Here is a 24,553-nt window from a genome sequence, read left to right on the forward strand (position 1 = left end):
CCGCACCCGCGCCGCGGCGGCGGCGTCCCTCACGCCGACTCCTTCAGCGCCGTCAGCAGTTGGTCGCTCGTGGCCACCGCGCCGAAGATGCCACCCTGCATGGTCACCATGCGCAGCGCGGCCTCGTAGTTGCTCCGCTCCGTGGCACCGGTGCAGTCCGACAGCAACAGGCATTCGTAGCCGCGGTCGTTGGCCTCGCGCATCGTGGTGTGCACGCACACGTCGGTGGTGATCCCGGTGAGCACCAGGTGTGTGATGCCGCGGGTACGCAGCACCAGGTCCAGATCGGTGGCGTAGAAGGAGCCCTTGCCCGGCTCCGGCGCGGGTGAGCGAGATGTCGTAGCCCATGGCATCGACGTAACCGCCGAGGCCGCAGAAGTCGGTCTGCCAGTCGATGCACAACAAGGCGGTACGCGAGACGGCGAGGCTGCCGTCGAAGGGCCAGAGGTACGGGGTGGCGTCAACGATGGCCACGGTCACGTCCCTTCGGGGTGGTGGGATGCGCGGGAGCCCGGAACGAGACGTTCCGCGGCGAGGTACAAGGCGGCACCGGCCAGCAGTCCTGCGACGGCTTCGCAGTACTGCGGACCCTCGTAGTGCACGAACGCGGCCACCACGGCCCCGCCCGCCCACGCGGCCAGGGCGCTGAACCGCAGCACGGAGCCGTCCGGCCGTGCCTCGGCGGGGCCCCGGCGTCAGCAGCCCGCCGTGGTGGTCGGTGAGCAGGCCGAGGAAGTCCCCGCCCGCCGAGCCGGGATCGGCCGCCGCGCCCGCTCCGACGATCACGGCACCGACGACCAGCGCCAGCAGGTTGGCCAGCGGGAAGGCGGTGAGCGCGGCCAGCACGGCCTCGCGCCCGTTGCGGGACCAGCGGGTGAAGTCCGCGGTCATGGTGCCGGAGTCGGCGAACCCGGCCACCACCATCGTGACGCAGGCGCCGAACGTCAGGGCTCCGCCGGCCGGGGCCTGGCCGCCGTAGGACAGTACGGAACCCGGGTCCGAGTCACGCAGCGCCAGCGCGATGGCCACACCGCCCAGCACCAGGTACAGCGGTGCCGCGATCCAGCCGATGACCACGGTCGCCAGGAACCCCGAGGCGAGGTGGGCACCGCGGGCACCGAAGGTGACCGCGGCCACGCGGGCGAACGTGTTGCCGGTGCGGCCGGCCAGATAGCTGAGCGCACCGACGTAGCCGCCCAGGATCAGACAGCCCGCACGGAATCGCCGCTGGGGAAGTACGGCAACTGGCGAGGTGTGTGAACCGGCCCGGATCCTGTAGTGCGCGGGGCCCGTCAACAGGTCGACGGGCCCCGCGCGTTGGGTGGGTTTACAGGTTGCCGCCGCGGTTCAGCCAGCATCGGACGGCGCCGCCGTCGTAGACGGTGACGTAGTCGGCCTTGCCGTCTCCGCTGATGTCGCGGAACGTCGACTTGGCGCCGGGGTATCCGGTCTTCTTGACGAAGTCGCGGTGTTCCTCGAAGCCGCCGTTGCCGCGCCCGCCCTGGTTGAGGTAGGCGTGGACGGTCCCGTCGGGGCCGACCATGAGGTAGTCGGCCTTCTTGTCGCCGTCGACGTCGGCGAGGCGCAGCTTGTCGCGGGATCCGTAGAAGACGCCGGGTGCCCAGTTCAGGTGTTCCTCCCAGCGCCAGTCGTATTCGTCGCTGCCCGGCAGGTTGAAGTACGCGTGCACGGACCCGTCTTCGCCCACCCTCAGATAGTCGTCGCGGCCGTCGCCGTTGACATCGGCGAAGCGTACGGAGTCCTGTTCGGCGCCGTCGAGGTCGAGGTCGATCGATCCACCCTCGTCCCAGCTGATCGTGGAGCCGTCGACCAGGCCCTCGTTGAGGTAGTTGAAGACGAGCCTGTCGTCGCCCGACGGCGGGATCAACACGATGTCCGCCCGTCCGTCACCGTCGACGTCCGGAAAGTCGATCTTCCAGCCGTCCGGCCAGGCCTCCGCGAGGTCGATGTCGGCCTTCACCTCTTCCCAGCGCGGCTGCCCGGGGCGGTCCTCGCGGTTCAGGGCGATACGCAGTGAGTGGTCCCTCGTATCCGTATCGACGCGGACGTAGTCGTCCCGGCCGTCACCGTCGAAGTCCGCGAGCTGGGTCTGGCCCTGAGGGTGTGTCATACCGGGGGCGATCACTCCCAGGGGGCGCCACCCGGGGCCCGCCGCGCTCGTGCCGTCCCCGTCGTCGCAGGGGGAGGAGACGCGGGACGGGTCAGGCTTTTCGATCCATCCCTTGCGTGCGGCGTCCTCGATCCCGGAGTAGAAGTCGCCGCCGAGCTTGGCGTAGCCCGCGTCGTCGGGGTGGGCATCGCTCTCCAGGCCGTCCCCTACGGAGATGTCCCCGGTATCGGTCAGCACGACGCGTTGGCCCTGGGCGCGCAGGTCGGCGACGATGCCCGGCAGTTCGGCGTTGAAGGCGTCGATCCGGGGTTGCAGGCCTGCCTTTCCGGTCGGGAGTACCTTCGCCACCACCACGACCGCCTTGGGCGAGTCCTTGTGGAGCCGGGTGATCAGGCTCTTCATACGCTCCGGGGCCGAGTCCAACTCGTAGTTCTGGTTGAAGTCGTTGGTGCCGGCGTGGAGCGTGATCACGTTGGGCCGGTACTGGGGAACGGTGCAGGCCGCCACCTCCGCGATCTCGTCGATCCGCCACCCGGGGTGGCCCTCGTGATCGAGGTCGGGCATCGTTCCCCGGCGCTGCGAGCCGGTGAAGTCGACCTGTCCGTCCGCGACGGTCTCGCGCAGCCTGGCGTAGAGCGCTCCGCGGTACCCGTTGTTGTCCGAACTCTCCACGCCCGCGGTGATCGAGTCGCCCAGCGGCATCACCCGCAGCGGCTGTTTCGTGATCGCGTCACCGCTGTCCACGCCCACCACCACGTCGCCGGGCTCCACGATCGTGCCGTTGCGCCACAGCGCGCGCAGCTGTGCCGCGTAGCCGTACGCCATGGTGCGGTAGCCGCGGGTGTTGGGAACCCCGTCGGCGTCCTGCCCGGTGTCCACGCCGCTCGTGCTGCTGGTGAAGCCCGTGTCCACGCGGCGGATCCGGTGCCCGGCCGCCGCGACACCGTCGATGATCGCCTTCGACCGCGCGCGGTAGGAGGACGTCCCGCTGAACATGGCCTCGCGAACGCTCGCGTCCTTGGACGGGGCGGGATCCCCGACGAGCACGGTGGTGTTGGGCACCACGAGGTAGATCTGCTCCAGGAGGTCCCGCAGCTGGTTCGCCTCATCGGCGGCACTGCGCGCGTTGCGCGTGGTGAGGTCGTTGGCGACGTCGATCTGCAGCACCACGACGTTGGGTTTGTACGTGGGCAGGTCCTCGGAGAGGTGCTGGCGCAGCTGCTCCATGCTCTGGCCCGGGAAGGCTTCCTGCTGGTTGTCGCCGTCGCTGACGGTGCCGCCCTCGGTGGATCCCACGTAGTCGAAGCTTGCCTCTTCGTCCGCGGCCGTACTGGTCGAACCTCCGGTACTGCCACGGGAGTTCGGGCACGGGCCACCGCCCTGCACGACGAGGCAGGCCCGCATGATCCCCCGCCCGCCGGCCTCGTCCTGCCCGTTCTCGCCGTCCATTCCGTATCCGCCCGTGGGCATGGCCGACATCTGAGGTCCGCCGTCGACGCGGGTGGCTCTGGGCCTGGTGGCGACCGGATCGTGATCGGAGCCGCCCCTGCTGGGTTGGGCCTCCGCGCTGAGAAGCTCTGCCGAACTGGTGGTCACGGTGAAGTCGAGTTCTCGTCGCGATCCGTCGGGGCTGTGGTGGGTCGGCATGCCGCTGCGCACGACAGCGGGAGGGATGCCGGTGTCCGGTGTGCGGATGTCGGCGAAACCCCTGCGCGATCGCAGCGTTTCGGGTGTGGTGTTGAAGTCTCCGGACACCGTCCAGTCGTATCGCCTTCCGGCCGCCCGGGAAGCCCGCTCGACAGCGGTTCCGACGTCGGTGAGCATGCGGACGGCGTCGCCACCGCCGCCGGAGAGCGCGTGGTAGCTGAAGTACCAGTCGTCACCGAGGCGGATGCCGACGGCCGGCCGGCCACGGCCGCTGCTGTGATCGCTGTCCACGATCATGGCTTCGTCGGCTCGTACCGTGGACATGACGATCGTGTTGACCCGGCCGCCCGGCCTGTCCGGGTCGTTCGTCTGGACGAACAGCATGTACCAGTTGCCCGGACGGGGTCCCGACGGCTCGTCCGAGCGCCAGCGCCAGTAGGAGGCCGTGTGATTGCCGTACGAGCCCGGCGGTCGTGTCTCGGCGTGGGCACTGTTCGGCTGGTCGGGACCGGCTTCCTGCAGCATCGCCACATGCGGCCGGGCCTGAGCGAGGACGCTCGGCATGTAGTCCGTCCACATACTGGCTCCGTTCGAGGTGGCTCCCTGCATGTTCCACGTCATGAAGGGTGTCTCGTACGGTGGCAGAGCCTGCGCGGGACTGCTGGTGAGAACCGTGAACGGCACCACCAGGAGCGCCACCAGCAACGTCTGGACGGCGCTGAAGGCAATGGCACGAGTGCGCGGTCTACCGACGTGAGTGGGTAAGTACTGCCCATCCGGGGGCACTTCGTCTTCTCGAAACGTCATGGGGGGAGGCTCACTCTCCTGTCTCATCCCTGCCGCGCTCGCGGCACCGCTCCGTCGTGACGGCTCAGCCGCGGTTCTGCCGTCCGTGGCGTCACTGGTGTGCGGCCGTGGGCCCGGCTCGGCCGCGCGCTCGGTCGATCAACACCCTGCCTGTCACGGCGGTCACGCGTGAGGGCAGTTACGAGGTGATGACACGCCTGAGGTGATCGCGGGACGTACGGACCCAAGACGGGCATCGCCCGCCTGCGTACGGGCACGGCTCACCCGGCTCAACGCCTGCACGCCGGCGATGCGGTGGAGGTGTTCTCCCGCTCTCGGTCAGCTGCTTCGGGCGTGGCCCATTTCGGCCGGGAACGCGGCCGTGTCGCAGTCGAACCCCGAGACCACCTCGTGGAGTTCCCACGCGCCGTGAACGTTGCGCACGAACTCCACGACGGTCGCAGAAGTGGACCCGGCCACCGGTGCGAAGTCGGTCCGCATCAGGTCCGTGTACGTCTCCACGACCACGGCTTCGGCGTTCTCGATGTCGCCGAACGTGCGGGGGCCGTGGTCCTGGTGGATCACCACTCCGACCACCACGCGGGCGTAGGAGGGCGCCAGGCGGTCGAGTTCGAGAGCCATGACCTCGACGAAGCCGAGACCCATCCCGGTCTCGCTGTGCCGGCTCATATTGATGGTGCCGTCGGGCGAGCGGCTGTCGTAGTGGACGACGTACCTGGGCTGTCCGTCGGTGGCGTCGCTGGAGTAGGTCGCGGCGACGATGTCGAGATGGTGTGGTGGCTGTCCGAGGGGGCTGGGGTCCCAGCGCAGCTTGACTTCGATCTTCTGTAGTCCTGTCGTGACGCTGCTCACAGGACGCCGCCTTTCCCGCGTCGAATCGACCAGGGCCCCTCCCGGCCCCGCGTCTCAAGTATGGCCCGCGACCAGCGCCTTGATGCCTTCTTAACCCAATTCGGCTCCGCACGGCGCCGCCGCGACGAGGGTGTGCGTGAGCCACTGTCCGCGTGCACCGAGGCGCTCGACGTCACCATGGCCATGACGTCTCCGCAGCACCGGCCGCGACACCCGGCTGCACCGGCACGCCCCGGAAGAGGCGCTGCGGCGGTTCCTGCTTCTGCTCGTGGACCACGCCGCCGTGGGCAAGGGCATGTCCAGCGTGCTGGAGAGCGTCATGGCGACGGACTCACCGCACGGTCGGACCTTACTGCCGTTGTGCCATAGTGATGGTCGAATGACGGAGAGTGGAACGGGGAGGTGGCGACAGTGGCCGATTGGCGTCCCGTCCGGCAATCGCGTACGCACGAGCTCGTCCTGGAGAGCATCGAGGAACAGGTGCTCGCCGGGAAGCTGAAGGCCGGGGACAGGCTCCCGCCCGAGCGTGAGCTGGCGCCGGTGCTCGGGGTCAGCCGGTCCGCTCTGCGTGAGGCGCTGCGGGTGATGGAGACGATCGGGGTGCTGGTGGCCACGGCCGGGCGCGGACCGGACGCGGGGGCCCGGATCGTACGGGATCCAGACGGCGCCCTCGGCCGGCTGCTGCGGCTGCATGTCGCGCTCGGCAGTTACAGCCTGGAGGACGTGATGGAGTCGCGGGTGACGCTGGAGCGGTCCAGCTTCGAGGCGGCCGCCCGGTCCGCGTCGAAGAAGGAGCTGGCCGAGGCCGACGCCATCCTCAAGAGCATGCGGGCTCCCGGGCTCACGGTGGCCGAGTTCAACGACCTGGACACCAGGTTCCATGTGCACATCGCCCGTATCTCCGGCAATGAACTGATCTCGACGCTGACCTCGGCGGTGCGCGAGTCCGTACGGACCCTGATCCTCGACGCCGAGGAGGCGGCCGGCGAGGACTGGCCGGAGACGGCCCGCGCCCTGAACGCGGAGCACACCGAGCTGCTGCGGCTTGTCCGGGCCGGCAAGGGGGCCCGCGCCGCGGACCTCGTCGAGAAGCACATCCGCGGCTTCCACGGCACGCTCGTCGACGAGGACTCCGCCGCGCACGGGGAGTAGAGCTCCAAGGGTCCGGCGCTTCCTTCCTACGGAAGCATCCAGGACAGCACCGGAAGGGACTGCAGGTACACCAGCGCGCACAGGACGGCGAGCATGGCGGCGCTGTAGCCGACGACCCTGCGCAGCAGGATCCGTTCGCTGCCGGGCTCGCCGACCGCGGTCGCGGCGATGGTCAGGTTCTGCGGGCTGACCAGCTTGCCGACCACGCCGCCCGAGGTGTTCGCGGCGACAAGGAGGGTCGGGTCGATGCCGGCCTTCTGCCCCGCGGTCTGCTGGAGCGTGGCGAAGAGGGCGTTCGCCGAGGTGTCCGATCCGGTGACGGCCGTGCCGAGCCAGCCGAGACAGGGGGACAGGAGCGCGAACGCCCCGCCGGTCGCGGCCAGCCAGGTGCCGATCGCGACGGTCTGCCCCGACTGGTTCATGACGTAGGACAGGGACAGCACGGTGGCGACCGTGGCGATCGCGACGCGCATGTTCTTCACCGTGCGACCGGCCGCGAGCACGGCGGTACGGCCGCTCATCGGGAAACGGTCGCTGCGGGTGCGGCGGTAGATCAGGGTGACGAGGATCCCGGAGACGATCAACAAGGTGCCGGGGTTGCCGAGCACCTCCAGCGTGTAGACGGCGCTGCCGGCCGCGGAGCCGTCGGAGGCGAGGAGGTTGCCGTACAGGCCGGGCCACTCGATCTCCAGATTCCAGGTGCTCAGCGCCTTCGGCACGTCGATGCCGCCGATGTTCAGCTTGGCGAGCGCGAAGATCACGATGACCAGCAGGTACGGCAGTACGGCGAGGGTGACGCGGCGCGGCGTGAGCCGCTCCGTCTCGACCTGGGAGCGCTGGCCGTCCGGGGTGGCGGGACGCCAGAAGCGCAGCATGAGGACCGCGGCGGCGAACCCGGCCAGCGAGGCGACGACATCGGTCAGCTCGTACGCGAAGTGGCCCGAGCACCAGAACTGGGCGAGCGCGAAGACACCACCGGTGAGCAGGGCGATGGGCCACAGCTGCCGCACGCCGCGGACCCCGTCGACGAGGAAGAGCAGCAGCGTCGGCACGAAGAGGGCGAGCAACGGGCTCTGGCGTCCGACGACCGCGGCGATCTCGTCCGCGGGGATCCCGGTCAGGTTCCCGGCCGTGGTGATCGGGATGGCCATCGCGCCGAAGGCGACCGGCGCGGTGTTCGCCACGAGGACGGTGACGGCGGCGCGCAGCGGCGGCAGGCCGAGCGCCATCAGCATGGCGGAGGTGATCGCGACGGGGGCGCCGAACCCGGCGAGGGCCTCGAGGAGGCCGCCGAAGCAGAAGGCGATCAGCATGGCCTGGACGCGCAGGTCGCCCCGTCCCACCGCGCTGAAGGAACGTCGCAGATCCTCGAAACGGTTGCTCACCACGGTGAGTTCGTAGAACCAGATGGCGGCGACCACGATGAGCATCACGGGGAAGAGGCCGAAGACCAGGCCCTGTGAGGCGGACAGCAGACCGAGGCCGACCGGCATCCCCATGCCGAACACGGCGACGAGCAAGGCGCTGATCAGCGCGCCGAACGCCGACTGCAGGGCGGGTCGCCCCGCCACCATGAGCAGGACGAAGAAGACCGCCAGGGGCACGATGCCCAGCAGTGCCGTCCCGGCGAGACTGCCGCCGACGGCGTGCACATCCGGCGTGTAGGCAGCGAGTGCCGCCCAGGGGGCTGAGGTCACGAACGTACTCCTCGTCGAGTTACGGACGCCGAAGCCGACCGGGATTCCGGGCGGAGGGCGGCATTCAGTAGTGCACTCGGTAACACCTGATGTCAATAAGGTCCGACCAAATTGATGTCAGAGCCACAGGGGGGAGCGCATGAGGTGCGACGCTAGTATGGTCGGACCGTAAATCAGTCGCGAGATCAGTCGCGAGATCGGATCGTGGAGGTTCCTCCCTTGCGTATCGGACTCTTCGCCACGTGCCTGGGAGACACCCTCTTCCCCGACGCGGTCAAGGCCACCGCCATCCTGCTGAGCAGACTCGGACACGAACTGGTCTTCCCGCCGGACCAGTCCTGCTGCGGCCAGATGCACGTGAACACCGGGTACCAACGCGAACCGGTGCCGCTCGTGCGCAACTTCGCCGAGCAGTTCGGTGACACGGCCATCGACGCCGTCGTCATGCCGTCGGGATCCTGCGCGGGATCGGTTCGCCACCAGCACGAGATCGTCGCCGAGCGGTACGGGGACCGTGCGCTGCGCGCCGGGGTCGCGCAGGTCAAGGCGAAGACGTACGAGCTGTCCGAACTGCTCGTCGATGTGCTGGGCGTGGTGGACGTCGGGGCCTATTTCCCGCACCGCGTCACCTACCACCCGACCTGTCACTCCCTGCGGATGCTGCGCGTCGGCGAGAAGCCGCTGCGGCTGCTGCGCGCGGTCGAGGACATCGACCTGGTCGAGCTTCCGGAGGCCGACGCCTGCTGCGGATTCGGCGGCACGTTCGCCGTGAAGAACGCCGACACCTCCACCGCCATGCTCCAGGACAAGATCGCCCATGTGACCGGCACCGGCGCCGCCGTCTGCACCGCCGGGGACTCCTCCTGCCTGATGCACATCGGCGGCGGACTCTCCCGCATCAGCTCCGGCACCCGCACCCTGCACCTGGCGCAGATCCTGGCAGCCACCCGCACCACGCCGTACGCCATGACGGAGGCCGCACGATGAGCAGCACCTTCCTCGGCATGCCCGCCGCCCCGCCCCGCGCCCCCTACGGCGAGGGGAACCTGCGCGGCGACGAGAAGTTCCCCAAGGCCGCCCACACGGAGCTGGGCGACGAGCAGCTCCGCGGGAACCTGCGCAAGGCGACCCACTCCATTCGTGCCAAGCGGCTCGCGGTGACCGGCGAACTGCCCGACTGGGAGGAGCTCAGGACGGCGGGTTCGACGATCAAGACCGACACGATGAACCGGCTCCCCGAACTCCTTGAGCAGTTGGAGGAGAGGGTCACCGCGGCCGGCGGCACCGTCCACTGGGCACGGGACGCCGTCGAGGCGAACGCGATCGTGACCCGCCTGGTCGAGGCGACCGGCAGCGACGAGGTCATCAAGGTCAAGTCCATGGCCACCCAGGAGATCGGGCTCAACGAGCACCTGGAGGACCGGGGCATCACGGCGTACGAGACCGATCTCGCCGAACTCATCGTGCAGTTGGCGCACGACAAGCCCTCGCACATCCTGGTCCCGGCCATCCACCGCAACCGCGACGAGATCCGGGAGATCTTCCTGCACGGCATCCCCGGCGTCGACCCGGGCCTGGACTCCGTCCCCGCGGACCTGGCCGCGGCAGCCCGCGCCTATCTGCGCGAGAAGTTCATGACCACCAAGGTCGCCGTCTCCGGGGCCAACTTCGGCATCGCCGAGACCGGCACCCTGTCGGTCGTCGAGTCCGAGGGCAACGGCCGGATGTGCCTGACGATGCCGCAGACCCTGATCACCGTCATGGGCATCGAGAAGGTGCTGCCCCGCTACAGCGACCTGGAGGTCTTCTTCCAGCTGCTGCCCCGCTCCTCCACCGGCGAGCGCATGAACCCGTACACCTCGCTGTGGACGGGGGTCACCCCCGGCGACGGGCCTCAGGAGTTCCACCTCGTACTGCTCGACAACGGCCGCACCGCCGCGCTCGCCGACGCCGTCGGGCGCGAGGCCCTCAACTGCATCCGCTGCTCGGCGTGCCTGAACGTCTGCCCCGTCTACGAGCGGGCCGGCGGGCACGCGTACGGATCGACCTATCCCGGACCGATCGGCGCGGTGCTCACCCCGCAACTGGCCGGCATGCACGAGGCCAAGGACGACCCCAACAGCTCGCTGCCGTACGCCTCCAGCCTGTGCGGCGCCTGCTTCGACGCCTGCCCGGTGAAGATCGACATTCCTTCGCTGCTCGTCGAACTGCGTCACCAGCACACCGAGCAGACGGGGGCGACCGCCGAGAAGCTGGCCATGAAGGCGGCCGGCGCCGTGATGTCACGGCCGAAGCTCTACAAGAGCGCGCAGCACGCCGCCGGTCTCGGCCGGGTGGTCGCGGGCCGGGACCGGAAGATCTCCCATCTGCCGCCGCCCTTCAACGGCTGGAGCGAAAGCCGGGACACCCCCGCCCCGCCCAAGCAGACCTTCCGCGCCTGGCTCGCCTCCGCCGAAGGCGCGGCCGCGCTGGACCGGGCGGCGGCCGAGGGCACGGGCCCCGCGGCGGCCGGAGGCGCGGGCCCCGCGGCGGGGGAGCCCGCCCCCGACACCTCACCCACACCCACGTCCGGCGAACACCCCGAGGAGCAGCGATGACCGGCACCATGGACGCCCGCGAGAGCGTGCTCGGACGCGTCCGGGACGCGCTGACCCTCGCCCCCAAGCCGCCCGCCTCGGTCGAGCGCGGCTACCGCAGGGGGCGGACACTGCCCGACGAGGAACGGCTCGACCTGCTCGTCGACCGGCTCGTCGACTACAAGGCCACCGTGCACACCTGCGTCGCGGACACCACGGCCGCCGTCGTCGCGCAGGTGCTCGCCGACCGGGGCGCCCGCACCGTGGGTGTCCCACCCAGTCTCGACCCGTCCTGGCTCGCCGACTTCGACGGCACCGTACGAGAGGATTCCGCCGACGTACCGGCTCCCCGGCTCGACGACCTCGACGGCGTGGTCACGGCCTCCGCGGTGACGTGCGCGGAGACCGGAACGATCTTCCTGGACGGCTCCCCGGACCAGGGGCGGCGCGCGCTGACACTCGTACCCGACCTGCACGTCTGTGTTGTCGACCTGTCGAGCGTCGAGGTGGGGGTCCCCGAAGCGGTGGCCCGCCTCGTGCCGGAGCGTCCGACGACGCTCATCAGCGGCCCGTCGGCCACGTCCGACATCGAGCTCGAGCGGGTCGAGGGCGTGCACGGGCCGCGCACTCTGGACGTGGTGATCCGGACGGACGTCTGACGGGCCGTCACGTCGTGGTGAGTGGTCCGGGCTGCGTCGAAGGTGTGCCGTTCGGGAGCCGACGGCGTGCCGCTCAGCTGTTGCGGTAGCGCTCCAACTCCTCGACCAGGCGCTGCAGATGGGCCCGCATGGCCTCCTGTGCGGCGGGGCCGTCGCCCTTGCGGACGGCGTCGAGGATACGGCTGTGGTCGTGCAGCCCCTGCTCGTCGGAGTCGCGGACGCGGATGACCCGGTCGAGTTCGCTCTGCAAGGGGTCGAGGGAGCCGTCGAGTACCACCGCCACCATGGAGCGCAGCAGGGCGTTGTCGCAGGCCGCGGAGATCAGCCGGTGGAAGCGGAGGGTGGCGCCGCGCGGGAGTTCCGTGCCGTACTCCAGGGCGTCGGTGTGCACGGCCAGGCTGTGCTCCAGTTCCTCCAGGGCGAGGCGTGAGCGGTGCCGGGCGGCGTCCGCCGCGGCGGCCGGTTCGACCGCGAGCCGCGCCACCAGCTGATCGTGCAGTTGGGCGTCGGTGCTGAGTTCGCTGGCCTCCGCCAGAAGGGAGGCGGCGCGCTCCACTCGTAGGGTCGAGGCGACGAGCCGGGCACCTTCCCGGGTGAGCACGCGGCCGTCCGTCAACGCGGCCTCTGTCAGGCCGAGTTGGTCGAGCCGGCGCAGCCGTCTGGCGACGGTGGACACACTGGCCTCCGCGCCCCGCTCGGCGGCCAGACGCTGGAGGACCTCACCGCCCAGCGGTCGCCCTGCCCGGTCCAGCTCGACCAGGAGCAGGCGCTCCAACATCGTCAACTCGCTCGACTGCACGCGGCCATCCCACCACACCTCGGCCGTGCCGCCCGCCCCAGGGCGCTTGTCCGGCAACTCTCCGGTGGCAACTCTCCGGCCGGTACGGAGTTTTGGCGCTCAGCCCCGGACCGCTGCCTCCGGCGCGGCGGCGACCGCCGCCTCCGGGACGTCCTCGGCCAGGGAGCCCGGCTCTATTCGCTTGACCACGAACATGTAGACCAGGCAGCCGGCCAGGGCCACACCGCTCGCGGAGAGCAGTCCGGGGACGAAGGTGCCGGTGGCGTCCTTGAGGAAGCCGATGGCGGCGGGCGAGACGATGCCGGCCAGGTTGGATATCGCGTTCTGGAATCCGGCGACGGCCCCGGTGACGGAACCGGTGCCCTGCGGAGAGATGTCGGCGGGCACCGCGAGGATGCTGGACGTCGCGAAGGAGACCCCGGCGAAGGCCAGCGAGAGCAGCGCCAGCGCCTGCCAGGCCTCCGGGGTGATCCCGGCAAGGCCCACGACGGCGGAGAGCGCCATGCCCACCACGATGCAGCCCTTGCGGGCGACGTTGAGCGAGTACCGCCCGGAGGCGACGATCCGGTCCGAGAGCCAGCCGCCCAGCCAGGAGCCGACGAATCCCGCGATGCCCGGGATGGTGCCGAGGAAGCCCAGCTCCAGCAGGTCGAAGCCGCGGTCCTCCACCAGGTAGCTGGGGAACCAGGTGATGAAGAAGTAGATGACGTAGGCCTGGCAGGCGAAGCCGATGCCGAGGCCCCAGACCGTACGGGAGCGCAGCAGTACCCGCCAGCCGATCTTGGCGGCCGGGCCCTCGTCCGCCGTCCGGTCCCGCTGGATGTGCTCCAACTCCTGGGCGTTGACGCGGGGATGGGTCTCCGGTCGGTCGCGGTAGACGAGGAGCCACACCGCCACCCACACAAGGCCGAGCCCGCCGGTGACGAGGAAGGAACCCTTCCAGCCGAGGGCGGCGATCAGGGCCGTGACCAGGGGGACGGAGAGCAGGGTGCCGCCGCGGGCACCGGAGTCGTAGATCCCGCTGGCCAGGGCTCTTTCGCGAACGGGGAACCAGTCACCGACCATCTTGGTCGCCGCCGGGAAGGCCGCCGCCTCCCCGGTGCCGAGCAGCAACCGCATCCCCAGCAGCGAACCGGCCCCGCGCACCAGCACGGTGGCCGCGGTGAACACCGACCACCAGGCCACCGCGAAGGCGAAGGTGAGCCGGGCGCCGAAGCGGTCCACGAGGGAGCCGGCCGGGATCTGGCAGATCGAGTACGTCCAGAAGAAGGCGCCCAGGATCAGCCCGGTCTCGCCGGAGGAGATGTGCAGGTCGTGGCTCATGAAGGGGAGCGCGACCGAGAGGTTGGCGCGGTCGATGTAGTTGATCGCCATGGCGGCGAACGCGAGTCCCACCATGAGCCAACGAACCCGGCTGGCCGGGGCAGTTGGCGACTTTCTCTGTGCCATTGGGCAATGGAACCCCGCCGTCCGCACCCTGTCAATAGTGACAGGGTGCCGGGTCCGAGTGCCGGGTCCGAGCGCCGGGTCCGGGTGTCGGTCCGGGGGGTGTCCGGGTGTTTGTAGCCACCATTGACGTGATGTGTGCGCGCTGCGAAACTCCCCTGGTCCGAGCCGCCGACCGATCGTTCGGGCGGTGTGGCCGGATGTCCTGTGTGGTGACTCGACGGAAGGCGGGACCATCCTGTGCGTGCGGAACCCATGAGAAGCGAACCCCGGCGACGGGGGCGGCGCCTCGCCGGTGCGTTGGGCGCCGGCCTGCTGCTGGCCGCGGCCACCGTGCCGCAGGCGCAGGCGCAGGCGCGGGCCGGTGCCGACGGGCGGGGTGGTGGCTCCGTCACCTCGCTGCGGCAGGGGGCCGTCACCATCAAGCGAGACACGTGGGGCGCCCCGAACATCTACTCCGGCACCACGTTCGGGCTGTTCTACGGGTACGGCTACGCCGCGGCCCAAGACCGCCTGTTCCAGCTCGACATGACCAGGCGCGGCGCCGAAGGCACCGTCTCCGAAGTGCTGGGCGGCGACTACGCGGACTTCGACTCCGCCGTCCGCTCCAACGTCGACACCGCCTCGGTGCGCGAGCAGTACGAGCATCTCTCCTCGCGCGACCGGGACATCCTCGACGGGTACGCGAACGGCCTGAACACCTGGATCGACAAGGCCCTGGCCGACCGCGACCGGCTGCTGCCGAAGGAGTACCACGACTTCGGCTTCACCCCGAAGCGCTGGACCGGCCTGGACGTCGCGATGGTGACCGTCGGCACTATGGCGATCCGCTTCTCCGACTACAACGCCGAACTCGACAACCTCGCCCAACTACGGCAGGTGGAGGCGAAGTTCGGGAAGAAGCGGGGGCGCGAGGTCTTCGACCAGCTGCACTGGACCGTGGACCCGAAGGCACCGTCGACGCTGTCCGCGGCCGACCGGGGCGACACCCCGGCCGGACAGCGGGCACCCTCGGCGCTTCCCGCCTCCGGCTCCGTGAACGGGCTGCGCCCGGGCGCGCCACCGGCGGCCGCCGCCCCGCCCGAGAAGACGCTGCCCGAGCCCGCGAAGGGTGGTGACAGGGGCAAGCAACGGGCGGCCGTCACCGAGCAGTTGGACGCGCTGTGGGCCCCGGCCCGCCAGCCCCGGTTCTCCAACATGATGCTCGTCGGCAAGAAGCGTGCGCGCGGCGCCGAGAGCCTGCTGCTCAACGGGCCGCAGTTCGGCACGTTCAACCCGTCCTACGTGTACGAAGTCGGGCTGCACGGCGCCGGGTTCGATGTCGTGGGCAACACACCCTTCGCGTACCCGGTGGTGCTCTTCGGGCACAACGCCGACATCTCCTGGGGTGCCACGGCCGGCAACGGTGACACCGTCGACATCTACGAGGAGCACCTCGACCCCGCCGATCGCCTGCGCTACCGGTACGACGGCGCGTACCGCAGGATGACGACACGCACCGAGACCGTACGGGTCAAGGGCGGGGCGGACCGCGAGGTGACGGTGCACTCGACCGTGCACGGACCGGTCGTCGCCGTCGACGCGGAGCGTGGTGTCGCGTACACGAAGAAGCGCAGTTGGGCGGGGAAGGAGCTGGAGTCGCTGTTCGCCTGGGTCGACTCCACGCAGGCCCGCGACCATGCCGAGTGGGAGCAGCAGGCGCGGCGCCTCGCCATCAGCATCAACTGGTACTACAGCGACCGGCACGGCAACATCGGCTACTTCTTCGCCGGACACTTCCCCGAGCGCCTCGCGGGCCAGGACCGGCGGCTGCCCGCCGACGGCAGCGGCGCCATGGAGTGGCGGGGCACCCAGCCCGTCGCCACCGGCAACCCCCACGTCCTCAATCCGCGCGAGGGCTACCTGGCCAACTGGAACAACTCGCCCGCGCCCGGCTACCCGAACTCCGACTTCACCCCCTGGGCCCGCGCCGACCGGGTCGTGCTGCTGCAGAAGCAGCTCGCCGCGAAGCGGAGTGTCGGCGCCGACGAGCTGTGGCGGATGATGAAGAACGCCGCGCTCACGGACGTCAACGCGGACTGGTTCCGGCCCCTCGTCCGCAAGGCCGCCGCCGGTCTTCCGGCCGACAGCGCGGAGCGGCGCGTCGCCGACGCCCTGGCCGCCTGGGACGGCCGCAGCACCGACGACGACCGTGACGGCCACTACGACAGCCCCGGCCCCGCCATCATGCGGACCTGGCTCGACGCGGCCCTCGCCGACACCCTCGGCAAGAGTCTGCCGAAGGACGTGGCCGCGAAGTACACCACCACCGAATACGCCGCCCCGGGCAAGCCGACGCCGGGCAGCCAGCACGTCACCGCCGGCGGCCAGGTCCTCTACAACGCCCTGCTCGGCAAGGACGCCTCCGTGCCCCAGCGCGTGAACCTGCTCGGCGACCGGAACTCCACGGACGTGATCCGCGAGGCCCTCCGTACGACGGCGCGAAAGCTCACCGACGCGTACGGGACCAACCGCACGGCCGACTGGCTCGCCCCCACCGCCCGACACACCTTCGGCACCAGCAGCTACCTCGGCGTCCCCATGACCGACAAGAACGCCGAGCTCTCCGGCCCGGTCTACATGAACCGCGGCACCGAGAACGATCTGATGGTGGCGGGCCGCGACCGCATCGCAGGACACGATGTCCTCCCGCCCGGCCAGAGCGGCTTCACCGCACCCGACGGCACCCGCTCACCCCACTACGCCGACCAGCTCGACCTGTACGTCAACTGGCGCCACAAGCCGACGTACTTCACCGAGCAGGAGGTGAACGAGAACCTCAAGTCGACGGAACGGCTGAGGTTCAGGACGCGCTGACGCAGTGACGCCCTGACGTCAGCGGCTCAGTCCCGGTTGTCGACGATGCGCTTGATCTTGCCGATCGAGCGCATCAGGGTCTCCGGTTCCACGATGTCGACCGAGACGGTGACACCGACGCCGTCCTTGACCCCCTTGACGATCTCCGCGGCGGCGGTCGAACGCTGGTCGGGGCCCGCGTCGGTGCGGGCCTCGACGCGTACGGTCAGGTGGTCCATGCGGCCACGGCGGGTCAGTTCCAGCTGGAAGTGCGGGGCCACGCCGGTGCTGCGCAGGACTATCTCCTCGATCTGGCTGGGGAAGACGTTCACCCCGCGCAGGATGATCATGTCGTCGCAGCGTCCGGTGACCTTCCGCATGCGGCGGAACGGCGCGCGGGCCGTTCCGGGCAGCAGCCGGGTCAGGTCACGGGTGCGGTAGCGGATGACGGGCATGGCCTCCTTGGTGAGCGAGGTGAACGTCAACTCGCCCTCCTCGCCGTCGGGAAGGACCTCGCCCGTGATGGGGTCGACGACCTCCGGGAGGAAGTGGTCCTCCCAGATGTGCAGGCCGTCCTTCGAGTCGACGCACTCCTGGGCCACACCCGGGCCGATGACCTCGGAGAGGCCGTAGATGTCGACGGCGTGGATGTCCATGCGGTCCTCGATCTCCCGGCGCATGGCCTCGGTCCAGGGCTCGGCGCCGAAGATGCCCACCTGGAGGGAGGTACCGCGCGGGTCGATGCCCTGGCGTTCGAACTCGTCGAGCAGGGTGAGCATGTAGGACGGCGTGACGAGGATGATCTCGGGCCGGAAGTCCTGGATGATCTGCACCTGCCGCGCGGTCATCCCGCCGGAAGCGGGGACGACGGTGCAGCCGGCCCGCTCCGCCCCGTAGTGCGCGCCCAGGCCGCCGGTGAACAGGCCGTATCCGTAGGAGTTGTGCACCTTGTGTCCCGGGCGGCCGCCCGCCGCGCGGATCGAGCGGGCGAAGACGTCGGCCCACATCGACAGGTCGTTCTCGGTGTAGCCGACGACCGTGGGGCGTCCCGTGGTGCCGCTGGAGGCGTGGATGCGGCGGACATCCTCCTGGGGGACGGCGAACATCCCGAAGGGGTAGCTGTCGCGCAGGTCCGCCTTGGTGGTGTACGGGAAGCGCGCGAGGTCTTCGAGAGTGCGGCAGTCCTCGGGGCGCACCCCGGCCGCGTCGAACTTCTTCCGGTACAGCTCTACGTTGTCGTAGGCGTGCCGCAGCGTCGCTCGCAGGCGGGTGAGCTGAAGCTCTCCGAGCTCGTCGCCGGTCAAGCGCTCACCGGCGTCCCGGAGTTCCCCGGGGAGCGGGGGACCGAGCCGCTGCTCCGTGCCGGCCCTGGTCATCGGCTTGCTGCCCATCGTCATGCCTCCACACTTCGGATCACGCGGCTTCGCCCCCGGAACTCGGCGACGACTTCCTCGCCCCGCCGGACAGTGATGTCGTAGATGCCGCTCCGCCCGTAGGTGGTGCGCTCCATCGCCGTCGCCCGCAGCACGTCGCCCTCCATGGCGGGCGTCACGAAGGTGATGTCCGCGCCCGCGGCCACCGTCACCGGGCCGTGGCTGTTGCAGGCACAGGCGAAGGCGGTGTCGGCGAGCAGGAAGACGTAGCCGCCGTGGGCGATGCCGTGTCCGTTGACCATGTTCTCGCGCACGGTCATCCGCAGTTCGGCCGACCCCTGGCCGGCGTCGAGCAGCTCGATGCCGAGCAGTTGGGACGCCTTGTCGGCGGCGAACATCCGCTGAGCCGGCCCGTCGTCGTCCGTCGTTCGCGCCTCCGTCGGCTCTTCCGGCCGCTCTTCCACCGGCCCTTCCGTCGGCTTTCCGGAATCGGAGATTTCCACAGTTCATCGACCACCCTTGCTGCCCGACCGAACATTCGGTTAGCGTGACGCCGCGATCAAGGAATCAGCATCTGAAGTGCCTGTCAAGAGGTGGATTGTCTTGTCCGAAACCCCCAGCGAGCGCCCCGACTTCTTCGCCCGCCACCAGAATCTGCTGGAGCGGGCGGTCGCCGCCGCGGCCGAGCGCGACCACTGGTCGGCGTACCCGGAGTCCCCGAGCCCCAAGGTGTACGGAGACGAGGCCGCGCCGACCGGGGAGGCCGCCTTCCGCGCGCAGCTCGACACCGCCTTCGAACTCCCCGGCCACCCCGGGGCCGGGACGGTCTCCGTCGGCGAGCGTTCCCCGTACGGGTTCGGCCTGGGCATCGACTACCCGAACGTGACACCGGAGTCGGCGGTCGCCGCGGCGAAGGCGGCCGCCCCGGCCTGGCGCGCGGCCACCGCGGACGTACGCGCGGGCGTCGCCGCCGAGATCCTGGCCCGGCTCAACGCGGCCGCCTTCGAGATGGCGCACGCCGTGCACCACACCACCGGGCAGCCGTTCGTGATGGCCTTCCAGGCCGGCGGCCCGCACGCCCAGGACCGCGGTCTCGAAGCGGTGGCGTACGCCTGGGCCGAGCAGAAGAAGCTCCCGCGGACGGCCCGTTGGACCAAGCCGCAGCGCAAGGGCGACGACCTGGTGATGGAGAAGACCTTCACCCCGGTCGGCCGCGGCATCAACCTCCTCGTCGCCTGCAACACCTTCCCGACGTGGAACGGCTACCCGGGCCTGTTCGCAGGACTCGTCACCGGCAACCCGGTGATCGTCAAGCCGCACCCGGGCGCCGTCCTGCCGCTCGCCCTCACCGTCCGCATCGCCCGCGAGGTCCTCACCGAGGCCGGCTTCGACCCGGACGTCGTGCTGCTCGCGGCCGAGGGCGCCGGGCAGCGCACCGCCGCCGAGCTCGCCGTGCACCCCGACGTACGCGTCGTGGACTTCACCGGCTCCAAGGAGTTCGGCAACTGGCTGGAGGACAACGCCCGCCAGGCCGTCGTCTACACCGAGAAGGCCGGGCTCAACACCGTCGTCCTGGACTCCACCGACGACTACAAGGGCCTGCTGCGCAACCTCGCCTTCTCGCTGTCCCTCTACAGCGGCCAGATGTGCACCACCCCGCAGAACCTGCTGGTCCCGCGCGACGGCATCCGTACGGACCAGGGCCCGCGCACGGCGGCCGAGTTCGCCGACGACCTCGCGCTCGCCCTCGACAAGCTGCTCGGCGATCCGCAGCGGGCCGCGGGGACGCTCGGCGCGATCGTCAGCGCCTCGGTCGGCGAGCGGCTCGACGCGGCGGCGGGCCTCGGCAAGCCCGTCCACCCCTCGCGGACCCTGGAACACCCCGAGTACGAGGGCGCCGTGCTGCGCACCCCGCACGTGGCGTTCCTCGACACCGCGGACGCGGACAGCCGGGAGACCTTCACCCGCGAGTGGTTCGGCCCCATCTCCTTTGTGATCGCCACCGATTCCACCGAGCACAGCCTCCGGCTGTTCACCGGGACGGTGCGCGAGCACGGCGCGCTGACGTCGACGGTGCACGCCGACGACGAGGACGTTCTCGCCGCCGCCCGGCTCGCGGCCCTGGATGCCGGGGTGCACCTCTCGGAGAACCTCACCGGCGCGGTGTTCTCCAACCAGACCGCCGCGTTCAGCGACTTCCACGGCAGCGCCGCCAACGCGGCGGCCTCCGCGACGCTCACCGACTCGGCGTTCGTCACGGGGCGCTTCGACGTCCTGCAGTCGCGTCGGCACGTGGCGGCGGAAGCCGTCGAGCTGGAGCGGATGTGAGTACGGATGTGAGTACGGGTTTGCGTACGCGCAACGCCATCAGCGGCCGGATGATCGAGGAACTGCACGCCGTCTGCGACGCGTTGGAGCGTGAGCCGGGGCTCGGCATCCTCGACGCACCCGGAGCGCACCCGGTCGCCGACGACCTCACGCAGGCCGTGCTGTTCGAGGGCCAGGACAAGAAGGACCGGATGACACGTTTCTTGGAGAAGAAGGGGAGCGGTCGATGAGTTCGATGGCGCACGACAACACGGCGGCAGCCGCCGCCCCGGACGCCGACGCCGCCGAAGACCGCCTCCGGGCCCACTTCGAGCGCACCATCGCGAAGGACCAGCGGATCGAACCGCGCGACTGGATGCCGGACGGCTACCGCAGGACACTGGTCCGGCAGATCGCCCAGCACGCCCACTCCGAGATCATCGGTATGCAGCCGGAGGGCGACTGGATCACGCGCGCGCCCTCACTGCGCCGCAAGGCGATCCTGTTCGCGAAGGTGCAGGACGAGGCGGGCCACGGCCTGTACCTGTACTCGGCGGCCGAGACGCTCGGCGCGGACCGGCAGGACCTGACCGAGCGGCTGGTCTCGGGCCGCCAGAAGTACTCCTCGATCTTCAACTACCCGACCCCGACCTTCGCGGACGTCGGCGTCATCGGCTGGTTCGTCGACGGCGCGGCGATCTGCAACCAGGTGCCGCTGTGCCGCGGCTCGTACGGCCCGTACGCGCGGGCCATGGTGCGGGTGTGCAAGGAGGAGTCCTTCCACCAACGCCAGGGCTACGAACTGCTGATGACGATGACGCGCGGCACCGAGGAACAGCGGGCCATGGTGCAAGGCGCCGTCGACCGCTGGTGGTGGCCCTCGCTGATGATGTTCGGGCCGCCGGACGACGACTCGCCCAACTCCGCCCAGTCGATGGCCTGGCGCATCAAGCGGCACTCCAACGACGAGCTGCGGCAGAAGTTCGTCGACATGACCGTCCCGCAGGCCGAGAAGCTGGGCGTCACCCTCCCCGACCCCGAGCTGCGGTGGAACGAGGAGCGCGGCCACCACGACTTCGGCACACCGGACTTCGCCGAGCTGACGCGCGTCATCAAGGGCGAAGGACCGTGCAACGCCGAGCGCGTCGACCGCCGCCGCACGGCACACGAAGAAGGCGCCTGGGTGCGCGAAGCGGCGGCGGCGCACGCGGCCAAGCAGACCAAGCGGGCCGAGCGGGAATCAGACCGGGAAGCGAAGGAGCACGCCGCATGAGCGGGACGAACGGCCAGTGGCCGCTGTACGAGATCTTCGTGCGCGGCAAGCGCGGACTCAACCACGTGCACGTCGGCTCGCTGCGCGCCGCCGACGACCGGATGGCGCTCACCCACGCCCGCGACCTGTACACCCGGCGCAACGAAGGCGTCAGCGTCTGGGCGGTGCGCAGCGACGGCATCGCCGCCTCCGCCCCCGACGAGAAGGACCCCTTCTTCGAGCCGAGCGGCGACAAGGTCTACCGCCACCCGACGTTCTACGACATCCCGGACGACGTCCCGCACATCTAGTGCGAAGGAACAGGAACAGGAACTGGAACAGGAACGGGAACAGACATGAGTGACGATCACGCGCATCTGGCCCTGGCCGACCTGGGGGCCGAGGAGGCGTCCGACGGCGACCGCTGGGCCTTCGGCACCGGCTTCGCCGACCCGCTGCACGGCGTGCCGACCGCGCTGCCCGAGGGCGTCGACGGCCGTGCGCTCGCCGCCTGTTGCACGGCGCTCGGCGACGACGCGCTGGTCGCCGCGCAGCGGCTCGCCCAGTGGTGCACCCGCGCGCCCGAACTGGAGGAGGAGGTCGCGCTCGCCAACATCGGCCTCGACCTGCTCGGCCAGGCCCGCCTGCTGTACTCCCGGGCGGGCCAGTGCGACGGCACCGGCCGCGACGAGGACGCGTACGCCTACTTCCGCGACGCGGACGCGTTCCGCAACGTCCGCCTGGCCGAACTCCCCGGCGGGGACTTCGCGTTCTGCGTCGGCAGGCTCCTGGTGCAGTCCGCCTGGCGGCTCGCCCTGTTCGAGCAGCTCACCGGCTGCGCCGACCCGGTGCTCGCCGCCGTCGCGGGCAAGGGCGCCAAGGAACTGGCCTACCACCGCCAGTACGCCGCCGAGTGGGTCGTCCGGCTCGGCGACGGCACCGCGGAATCCCACCGCCGCATGCAGCAGGCGTGGGACGAACTGGCGCCCTGGATGGGGGAGTTGTACGGGGACGGGGTTGCGGAGGCGTTCGGCGTCGCGCCGCGCGAGGTGGCCGATGTGACGCGTGCGGTCCTCGGGCAGGTGGCACAGGCCGCGGGCCTCACCTCGTCGCCCATGGCGACGGTCCCCGGTTCCGGCCGCGCCGGAGACCACACGGAGCACCTGGAGCCACTCCTCGCCGAGCTGCAGAGCGTGGCCCGCGCCCACCCGGACGCCGCATGGTGACCGCGGCCGGTGCCCCGAGCGCGGAGCGGATCGCCGCGGAGGTCGTGGACCCGGAACTGCCCATGCTCACCCTCGCGGAGTTGGGCGTGCTGCGAGCCGTGCGGACCGGCGTCGACGGTTCGGTGACCGCCACCCTCACGCCCACGTACTCCGGCTGCCCCGCGATGGCCGAGATGCGATCCGACCTGGCCGCGCGTCTCGCACGGGCCGGATTCACCGACGTCCGTATCGAGACGGTCCTCGACCCGCCCTGGACGACCGACTGGATATCGGACGAGGGCCGCCGCAAGCTCACCGAACACGGCATCGCACCACCGGGACCGGCCCCGAGACACCACGGAACCGGCCCGCTCCCTCTGGTCCTCTCACCGACCCGCTGGTCCGCGTCCGCGTCCGTGCCCTGCCCGCACTGCGGCTCGGCCGACACCGAGGAGACCTCCCGCTTCGGCGCCACCTCCTGCCGGGCGCTGCGCCGCTGCCGCAGCTGTCTGGAACCGTACGAGCAGGTCAAGGAGATCTGATGACCGCCCCCACCGTCTCCACCACCGCACCGGCGCGTGTTCGCCGCAGGCCGGCCTTCCACACCCTTCGGGTCGCCGCGGTCGAGCGGCTGACCGAGGACTCCGCGGCCGTCACCCTCGACGTACCGGCCGATCTCGCCGAGGAGTTCGCGTTCGCGCCCGGCCAGTCCCTGACGCTGCGCCGCGAGATCGCGGGCCGCGACGAGCGCCGCTCGTACTCGATCTGCTCACCGGTCGGCAGCGGCCCGCGGATCGGCGTCCGCGTCGTCCCCGGCGGCCTCTTCTCCTCGTGGCTGGTGAACGACGTACGTGCCGGGGACGAGGTCGACGTCATGTCCCCTACCGGCATGTTCACCCCTGACCTCACCGAAGCGGGCCACCACGTACTGATCGCGGCCGGTTCCGGCATCACCCCGATGCTGTCCATCGCCGCCTCGGTCCTCGCCGCGGACGAGCGCTCCCGAGTCACCCTCTTCTACGGCAACCGGCGCACCGGCACCGTGATGTTCGCCGACGAGCTGGCCGACCTCAAGGACGCGTACCCGAGCCGCTTCCAGCTCGCCCACGTCCTCTCCCGCGAACCGCGCGAGGCCGAGCTGCTCTCGGGACGCCTGGACGCCGACCGCCTCGCCGCGCTCATCGGCTCCCTCGTCGACACCGCGGACGCCGACCACTGGTGGCTGTGCGGCCCGCACGGCATGGTCCGCGACGCGCGGTCCGTCCTCGACGGTCTCGGCGTCCCCGAACTCCGCGTCCACCAGGAACTCTTCTACGCGGACGACGCCCCGCCCCGCGAGACACCCCACACCGGGACACCTCGGGCGTCCGGCCCCACCAGCGAGGTGACCATCAGCCTCGACGGCCGCACGACCACCACCCCGCTGTCCCGGGACCGCAGCATCCTGGAAGGCGCCCAACAGGCCCGCCCCGACGTGCCGTTCGCCTGCAAGGGCGGCGTCTGCGGCACCTGCAGGGCACTCGTGTGCGACGGCGAGGCGGACATGCGCCGCAACTTCGCCCTCGAACGGTCCGAGGTCGACGCCGGCTACGTCCTCACCTGCCAGACCTTCGCCGTGTCCGACTCCTTGACGGTCGACTTCGACAGCTGAGCCGTGGCGGCCCGCGCCCGTCAGTCCTGATGGCCGAGCGCGACGTCGAGGGCGTCGCTCGGGGCGCCGGTGCCCGACACCGTGACCGCCTTCGAGGCCGGCGGGTAGCCGCTCGCGATGACGGTGTACGTGTCACCGCTCAGACCCGCGAAGGCGTACGCGCC

General features: G+C 70.6%; 20 protein-coding genes and 3 pseudogenes. 13 read left to right on the forward strand and 10 right to left on the reverse strand.

Annotation, left to right across the window (positions count from 1 at the left end):
• Positions 1-29 precede the first annotated feature (29 nt).
• The 5 genes and pseudogenes from RBJ65_RS28305 to RBJ65_RS28325 form a co-directional block, all read right to left on the reverse strand.
• Positions 30-353, reverse strand: coding sequence for a cysteine hydrolase family protein (locus RBJ65_RS28305; protein WP_306317127.1), 324 nt, complete (start codon positions 351-353; stop codon positions 30-32).
• A gap of 123 nt (positions 354-476) precedes the next feature.
• A complete protein-coding gene (locus RBJ65_RS28310) occupies positions 477-659 on the reverse strand; it encodes a hypothetical protein (RefSeq protein WP_306317126.1) in 183 nt (60 codons plus the stop codon).
• A 157-nt stretch (positions 660-816) separates the two neighbouring features.
• Positions 817-1,137 (reverse strand): annotated as a pseudogene (locus RBJ65_RS42180) (cytosine permease); the annotation flags it as partial.
• 190 nt (positions 1,138-1,327) lie between these two features.
• Positions 1,328-4,399 (reverse strand): GDSL-type esterase/lipase family protein, encoded by a 3,072-nt coding sequence (locus tag RBJ65_RS28320; RefSeq protein WP_306317124.1) that lies wholly within the window; start codon positions 4,397-4,399, stop codon positions 1,328-1,330.
• Positions 4,400-4,903: 504 nt separating this feature from the next.
• Complete coding sequence (locus RBJ65_RS28325; RefSeq protein WP_306317123.1) at positions 4,904-5,437, reverse strand: TerD family protein; 534 nt, start codon at positions 5,435-5,437, stop codon at positions 4,904-4,906.
• Between the two features lie 217 nt (positions 5,438-5,654).
• Here RBJ65_RS28325 and RBJ65_RS28330 point away from each other — a divergent pair.
• A pseudogene (locus RBJ65_RS28330) lies at positions 5,655-5,774 on the forward strand (TetR/AcrR family transcriptional regulator); the annotation flags it as partial.
• 74 nt (positions 5,775-5,848) lie between these two features.
• Entirely contained in the window at positions 5,849-6,589 is a 741-nt protein-coding gene (locus RBJ65_RS28335; protein WP_372341193.1) for a FadR/GntR family transcriptional regulator, read from the forward strand.
• 26 nt (positions 6,590-6,615) lie between these two features.
• Here the strand turns inward: RBJ65_RS28335 and RBJ65_RS28340 are convergent, their stop codons facing one another.
• Positions 6,616-8,286, reverse strand: coding sequence for an L-lactate permease (locus RBJ65_RS28340; protein ID WP_306317121.1), 1,671 nt, complete (start codon positions 8,284-8,286; stop codon positions 6,616-6,618).
• Positions 8,287-8,505: 219 nt separating this feature from the next.
• On the opposite strand from RBJ65_RS28340, the gene RBJ65_RS28345 reads away from it, so the two are divergent.
• From RBJ65_RS28345 to RBJ65_RS28355, 3 genes are read left to right on the forward strand one after another with little or no spacing between them, the layout of a single operon-like run.
• A complete protein-coding gene (locus RBJ65_RS28345) occupies positions 8,506-9,273 on the forward strand; it encodes a (Fe-S)-binding protein (RefSeq protein WP_306317120.1) in 768 nt (255 codons plus the stop codon).
• The gene (locus RBJ65_RS28350; RefSeq protein ID WP_306317119.1) at positions 9,270-10,883 is read left to right on the forward strand and encodes a LutB/LldF family L-lactate oxidation iron-sulfur protein; all 1,614 of its coding nucleotides are present in this window, start codon (positions 9,270-9,272) and stop codon (positions 10,881-10,883) included. The genes RBJ65_RS28345 and RBJ65_RS28350 overlap by 4 nt, the downstream gene beginning before the upstream one ends.
• Before the next feature lie 8 nt (positions 10,884-10,891).
• Complete coding sequence (locus tag RBJ65_RS28355; protein ID WP_306317168.1) at positions 10,892-11,521, forward strand: LUD domain-containing protein; 630 nt, start codon at positions 10,892-10,894, stop codon at positions 11,519-11,521.
• A gap of 73 nt (positions 11,522-11,594) precedes the next feature.
• Here the strand turns inward: RBJ65_RS28355 and RBJ65_RS28360 are convergent, their stop codons facing one another.
• Positions 11,595-12,320, reverse strand: coding sequence for an FCD domain-containing protein (locus RBJ65_RS28360; RefSeq protein WP_306317118.1), 726 nt, complete (start codon positions 12,318-12,320; stop codon positions 11,595-11,597).
• A gap of 99 nt (positions 12,321-12,419) precedes the next feature.
• Complete coding sequence (locus RBJ65_RS28365) at positions 12,420-13,718, reverse strand: MFS transporter (RefSeq protein WP_306317117.1); 1,299 nt, start codon at positions 13,716-13,718, stop codon at positions 12,420-12,422.
• A 303-nt stretch (positions 13,719-14,021) separates the two neighbouring features.
• On the opposite strand from RBJ65_RS28365, the gene RBJ65_RS28370 reads away from it, so the two are divergent.
• On the forward strand, positions 14,022-16,622 hold the full coding sequence (locus RBJ65_RS28370) for a penicillin acylase family protein (protein WP_306317116.1): 2,601 nt from the start codon (positions 14,022-14,024) through the stop codon (positions 16,620-16,622).
• Positions 16,623-16,648: 26 nt separating this feature from the next.
• Here the strand turns inward: RBJ65_RS28370 and paaK are convergent, their stop codons facing one another.
• Positions 16,649-17,992 carry a phenylacetate--CoA ligase PaaK gene (gene paaK, locus RBJ65_RS28375; RefSeq protein WP_306317167.1) on the reverse strand — a complete coding sequence of 448 codons (1,344 nt, stop codon included), beginning with the start codon at positions 17,990-17,992 and terminating at the stop codon, positions 16,649-16,651.
• A gap of 2 nt (positions 17,993-17,994) precedes the next feature.
• The gene (paaI, locus tag RBJ65_RS28380) at positions 17,995-18,372 is read right to left on the reverse strand and encodes a hydroxyphenylacetyl-CoA thioesterase PaaI (protein ID WP_306317166.1); all 378 of its coding nucleotides are present in this window, start codon (positions 18,370-18,372) and stop codon (positions 17,995-17,997) included.
• A gap of 205 nt (positions 18,373-18,577) precedes the next feature.
• Between paaI and paaN the strand changes: the two genes are divergently transcribed.
• The 7 genes and pseudogenes from paaN (at position 18,578) to paaE (ending at position 24,389) form a co-directional block, all read left to right on the forward strand.
• Positions 18,578-20,302 (forward strand): phenylacetic acid degradation protein PaaN, encoded by a 1,725-nt coding sequence (gene paaN, locus RBJ65_RS28385; RefSeq protein ID WP_306317115.1) that lies wholly within the window; start codon positions 18,578-18,580, stop codon positions 20,300-20,302.
• A 113-nt stretch (positions 20,303-20,415) separates the two neighbouring features.
• Positions 20,416-20,532: pseudogene (locus tag RBJ65_RS42185) on the forward strand (enoyl-CoA hydratase/isomerase family protein); the annotation flags it as partial.
• Entirely contained in the window at positions 20,529-21,554 is a 1,026-nt protein-coding gene (gene paaA, locus RBJ65_RS28395) for a 1,2-phenylacetyl-CoA epoxidase subunit PaaA (RefSeq protein ID WP_372341192.1), read from the forward strand. The pseudogene RBJ65_RS42185 and the gene paaA, both read left to right, overlap by 4 nt.
• A complete protein-coding gene (paaB, locus tag RBJ65_RS28400; protein ID WP_306317113.1) occupies positions 21,551-21,844 on the forward strand; it encodes a 1,2-phenylacetyl-CoA epoxidase subunit PaaB in 294 nt (97 codons plus the stop codon). Before paaA ends, paaB begins: the two co-directional genes overlap by 4 nt.
• A gap of 45 nt (positions 21,845-21,889) precedes the next feature.
• Positions 21,890-22,759, forward strand: a complete 870-nt coding sequence (paaC, locus tag RBJ65_RS28405) for a 1,2-phenylacetyl-CoA epoxidase subunit PaaC (protein WP_306317112.1) — start codon at positions 21,890-21,892, stop codon at positions 22,757-22,759.
• On the forward strand, positions 22,753-23,280 hold the full coding sequence (gene paaD / locus RBJ65_RS28410) for a 1,2-phenylacetyl-CoA epoxidase subunit PaaD (protein WP_306317111.1): 528 nt from the start codon (positions 22,753-22,755) through the stop codon (positions 23,278-23,280). The genes paaC and paaD overlap by 7 nt, the downstream gene beginning before the upstream one ends.
• Positions 23,280-24,389: a 1,2-phenylacetyl-CoA epoxidase subunit PaaE gene (gene paaE, locus RBJ65_RS28415; RefSeq protein WP_306317110.1), complete on the forward strand. Its 1,110-nt coding sequence runs from the start codon at positions 23,280-23,282 to the stop codon at positions 24,387-24,389. The genes paaD and paaE overlap by 1 nt, the downstream gene beginning before the upstream one ends.
• Positions 24,390-24,553: the final 164 nt, after the last annotated feature.

Source organism: Streptomyces sp. KL109B, assembly GCF_030766935.1.
GTDB lineage: Bacteria > Actinomycetota > Actinomycetes > Streptomycetales > Streptomycetaceae > Streptomyces.